This window comes from Brachybacterium alimentarium (genome assembly GCF_002332425.1).
Taxonomy (GTDB): domain Bacteria; phylum Actinomycetota; class Actinomycetes; order Actinomycetales; family Dermabacteraceae; genus Brachybacterium; species Brachybacterium alimentarium.
In genome coordinates, this window is the sequence record NZ_NRGS01000051.1 from 1 (window position 1) to 3748 (window position 3748).

A 3748-nucleotide genomic window follows, 5' to 3' on the forward strand; every position below is an offset into this window, starting at 1 on the left:
GAAGTCCTGAGACATCACAGATCGAAGTCAAAGCTGACGAAGGCGCGAGGCTGAGTCATTGATACTCCCTGGAGTTTAACGGGGGGGGGGGCAGGATACGGGTGTGGCACAACAGCGTGAGGGGTAACCGCTTTTGACAGCGCCGTTGGTGTGGTTCATGGACCTTGTGCCACAAACGGTGGCGGTCTCAACCGGTCAACGCACCACCCAGTGGTGGAAGCATGCGGATAGATCGGCGAGGAGGCCCGGGCATGGTGTTGAGTCTCGAACAGCAGGACGCGGTATGGGAACGATGGCGCGCGGGCGAGCCGGTCCGGGTTATCGCCCGGGCTGTGTGCTGCAACCGTGAGGCGGTGCGTCGGCTCCTGGCAGTGACCGGCGGGATCCGCCCGGCAGCGCGTTCACGGGCACCGCTGAGACTGTCGCTCACTGAACGAGAGGAAATCTCCCGCGGACTCGCGGCCGGTGATTCCGCGCGCGCTATCGCGACTCGCCTGCGCCGGTCTGCTTCCTCGGTCTCGCGGGAGATCGCCCGTAACGGTGGACCTACGCAGTACCGGGCTGCGGCAGCCGATCGACGAGCGTGGGAGAACGCGAGGCGTCCGAAGCCGTGCAAGCTGGAAACGCACGATGACCTGCGGAGCATCGTGCAGGAGAAGCTGATGGCGGATTGGTCGCCGCAGCAGATCGCGGCATGGCTCCGACTGACTCCGGCTTCAGCACAGGGAGTACGGATCTCGCACGAGGCTATCTACCGGACCCTCTACATCAGCTCGCGCCTGTCGCTCCCCTCGACGCTGAAGACGCATCTGCGGTCGGGGCGCGGCATGCGCACCTCGAGGAAAGCGCGTCGTACCGGGCACGGGCGGGGCCGGCTGCGGAACATGGTCTCTATCCATGATCGACCAGAGCAGATCGAGACCCGGACCGAGGTAGGGCATTGGGAAGGGGACCTCGTCATGGGGCGACGCCCCAGCGCCGTGGCAACCCTCGTGGAACGCACCACCAGGATCGTTCGCCTCGTCAAGCTCGATGGCATCAAGGGCCCAGACGTCCGCGCCGCGCTCGTCCAGAACCTCCGCGGCATGCCGAAATCACTGTTGAGGTCGATCACTTGGGATCGAGGTCGAGAGATGTCAGAGCACGAACAACTCGCCCACGACCTCGGCATCCACGTCTACTTCTGCGATCCTCGCTCACCGTGGCAACGAGGCTCGAACGAGAACACCAACCGGCTCCTACGCCAGTACCTGGCGAAGAACGCCGACCTGTACCGCTTCACTCAAGACGAACTCGATCAGATCGCGAACAAGATCAACACACGTCCACGCCAGGTCCTTGACTGGCTGAGCAGCCGCGAACGACTTCGTGCTTGCAGGCTCGCCTAAACGGCTCAGTAGAGCGGCTCGAGAGTGTCATCTTCGAGGTCAGGCAGCATCTCGTGATCGTCGTAGGTCATGTAGTCAACGGAGTGCAGGTAACCGTCGACGACCCATAGATCGAGCTGGCCAAGCCCTTCTCCGGCGCGCGAGACATCCAAGGTAGAGAACGGTCCGCCACCGTGCCTGATCCGGGCTGCCTTCGGCAACTTGGGAACCGAGATAAGGAAGCAGTCGCACTCGTCGAGCTGGTACCCACCCCACGACGCGACGCGGAGCTGCTCGCGAGCCTGTTCACGGTACGGGTGATCCCCGCTGCACAGAAGATCCAGCACCGTCTTCTCCTTCGCGGAGAAAGCACTCCCAACTGCGCGACCACGACTCATGTTCATCCCTCGAGGATACGGGGGCGGCATCGCTGGGTCTCGCTACCGCAGACATGGCACCTACGGCACGAAGACCTGACAGAGTAGGCGGGTGGTGCGTTGACCGGTTGAGACCGCCGTCGTTTCGGACCCTGTGGGACGGGGGAGCCTACGGTGCCGTAGCTGTCACGCAGGGTGGTGTTCAATGTGGCAGATGTGTCCAGTTGAGGTGACCTGACCTATAGCCCGGTTTCCAATGTCGGTCGCTAGCTTCTGGTGGTGGTGAGTGCGGACGTGATCATGCAGATCGAGCCACCGCCCCGAGCGCACGGCCGCCGCCCACAAGAGAACGGCATGTACCGATCGTGGGCGCAGCGACGCTCGCAAAAATGCGTTCTCGGGCCCTATTGGGAACCGTAAACGACCTGCGAGTAGCTGTCATGGTGGGGTTCCCTAGTTCGAGACGTACCTGGCGACGCTGCGCGTGACACCTCTGTGCGTGTCAGTCCGGGGCTCGGTTATGGTGGTTCAGTGAGTTCTCCCGAAGCGTCCAAGGTCGAGCTGCCGGTACGCCGGTAGCTCACTACTTCGACGCCTTCCTCTTCGAGTGGGTGCGACTGCGCGACGTTGATCGCGGCCAGTGAGCACGCGTGCCGGTCTAACCCGACCGCCACCTCACTTCGAAAGACTCACCATGCCACTCGTTATCGTCCTGCTCGCTGTAGCGGTCTTCGCCCAGGGAACCTCCGAGTTCATGCTCGCCGGTCTTCTGCCGGATATCGCGGAAGACCTCGCAATCAGCATCCCTCAGGCGGGTCTACTGACCTCAGCCTTCGCCCTCGGCATGATCGTCGGCGCTCCTGCCATGGCCGCCGTCAGTCGCCGCTGGTCGCCGAGGCTTACCCTCTCGGTCTTCCTCATCGTTTTTATCGCGATGCATGCGATCGGAGCCATGACTGACAGCTTCGCACTCCTCCTCGCCACGCGCATCGTGGCCGCCTTGACCAACGCAGGCTTTCTCGCCGTCACACTCTCCACAGTCTCGGCACTGGTACCTCCCGGCCGCATTGCGCGTGCGCTGGCCGTGATCCTTGGTGGGACCACCTTGGCACTCATCGCAGGTGTCCCCGGCGGCGCTGTGATTGGATCTCTGCTCGGTTGGCGAGCAGCCATGTGGGCGGTAGCTGCCATCTCTGTGCCGGCTCTGGTCGCCGTGATGGTGGCGACCCCTCAGCGAGCGGTTGGCACGCAGCGCCCTGTGTCGCTGGTGGCGGAGCTCCGAGTTCTGCGCCGACCGGGACTCTTGATCCCGTTGGGGCTCGGGGCACTCATCAACGGTGCCACGTTCTGCGCCTTCACCTACTTCGCGCCAGTGATCACTGAGTCCGTTGGCCTCGCCGCGCCCGCAGTGCCTGCTGTGTTGGCGGTTTTCGGCATCGGATCATGCGTCGGAGTATGGACAGCGGGACGGCACGGCGATGCTCACTCCACCCTCATCCTCGTCGCAGGCGGAGCGGCTTTGTTCATCGGATGGGGGTCCCTCGCGGTGTTCGCCACGGTCCCTGCCGCGGTGTTCACCCTCGCACTTCTTCAAGGAGCGCTGTCATTCGCCGTCGGAAGCACCCTCATCGCCGCCTCGATCCGCGCGGCGGCATCTGCCCCAACTATGTCGGGCTCGTTCGCGACAGCATCCCTCAACATCGGCGCTGCTGCAGGTCCCATCCTCGGCGGGATCGCTTACGCAACAGCCGGAGCTACGGGGCCACTCGTAGTGAGCGCTGCTCTGGTCCTCGCCGCCGCACTGACGTTTTTGGCCACGCCAAGGGCAGGGGTTTCGTGAGGGAAGTGTGTTTCACACGGTGGAGATTTTGGTCGTTCGGCTCCGTGAGTGCGACAGCTGCTGCGCACCGTTACGACGTGGTCGACGCGGCGCCTGGGTGGGGAACGGGCCTCTGGCCGGAGTGGTGGGAGGGGGTGCTGGGTTTGAACCGACCCAGGTTTGAT

3 protein-coding genes are annotated in these 3748 nt (G+C 63.7%); 2 read left to right on the forward strand and 1 reads right to left on the reverse strand.

Features of this window, described 5'->3' with window-relative positions; all coding sequences use genetic code 11:
* Positions 1-251: 251 nt before the first annotated feature.
* Complete coding sequence (locus CIK71_RS17130; protein WP_087054967.1) at positions 252-1388, forward strand: IS30 family transposase; 1137 nt, start codon at positions 252-254, stop codon at positions 1386-1388.
* Positions 1389-1393: 5 nt separating this feature from the next.
* On the opposite strand, the gene CIK71_RS17135 is transcribed toward CIK71_RS17130, so the two are convergent.
* Positions 1394-1771: a hypothetical protein gene (locus CIK71_RS17135; protein ID WP_141393752.1), complete on the reverse strand. Its 378-nt coding sequence runs from the start codon at positions 1769-1771 to the stop codon at positions 1394-1396.
* Between the two features lie 667 nt (positions 1772-2438).
* Between CIK71_RS17135 and CIK71_RS17140 the strand changes: the two genes are divergently transcribed.
* Complete coding sequence (locus CIK71_RS17140) at positions 2439-3584, forward strand: Cmx/CmrA family chloramphenicol efflux MFS transporter (protein ID WP_096166882.1); 1146 nt, start codon at positions 2439-2441, stop codon at positions 3582-3584.
* The last annotated feature ends 164 nt before the right edge of the window (positions 3585-3748 follow it).

What these genes read in the sequence shown, in the direction of transcription:
- CIK71_RS17130 (WP_087054967.1), top strand. Translation starts at nt 252, where the DNA reads ATGGTGTTGAGTCTCGAACAGCAGGACGCGGTATGGGAACGATGGCGC.
- CIK71_RS17135 (WP_141393752.1), bottom strand. Translation starts at nt 1,771, where the DNA reads ATGAACATGAGTCGTGGTCGCGCAGTTGGGAGTGCTTTCTCCGCGAAG.
- CIK71_RS17140 (WP_096166882.1), top strand. Translation starts at nt 2,439, where the DNA reads ATGCCACTCGTTATCGTCCTGCTCGCTGTAGCGGTCTTCGCCCAGGGA.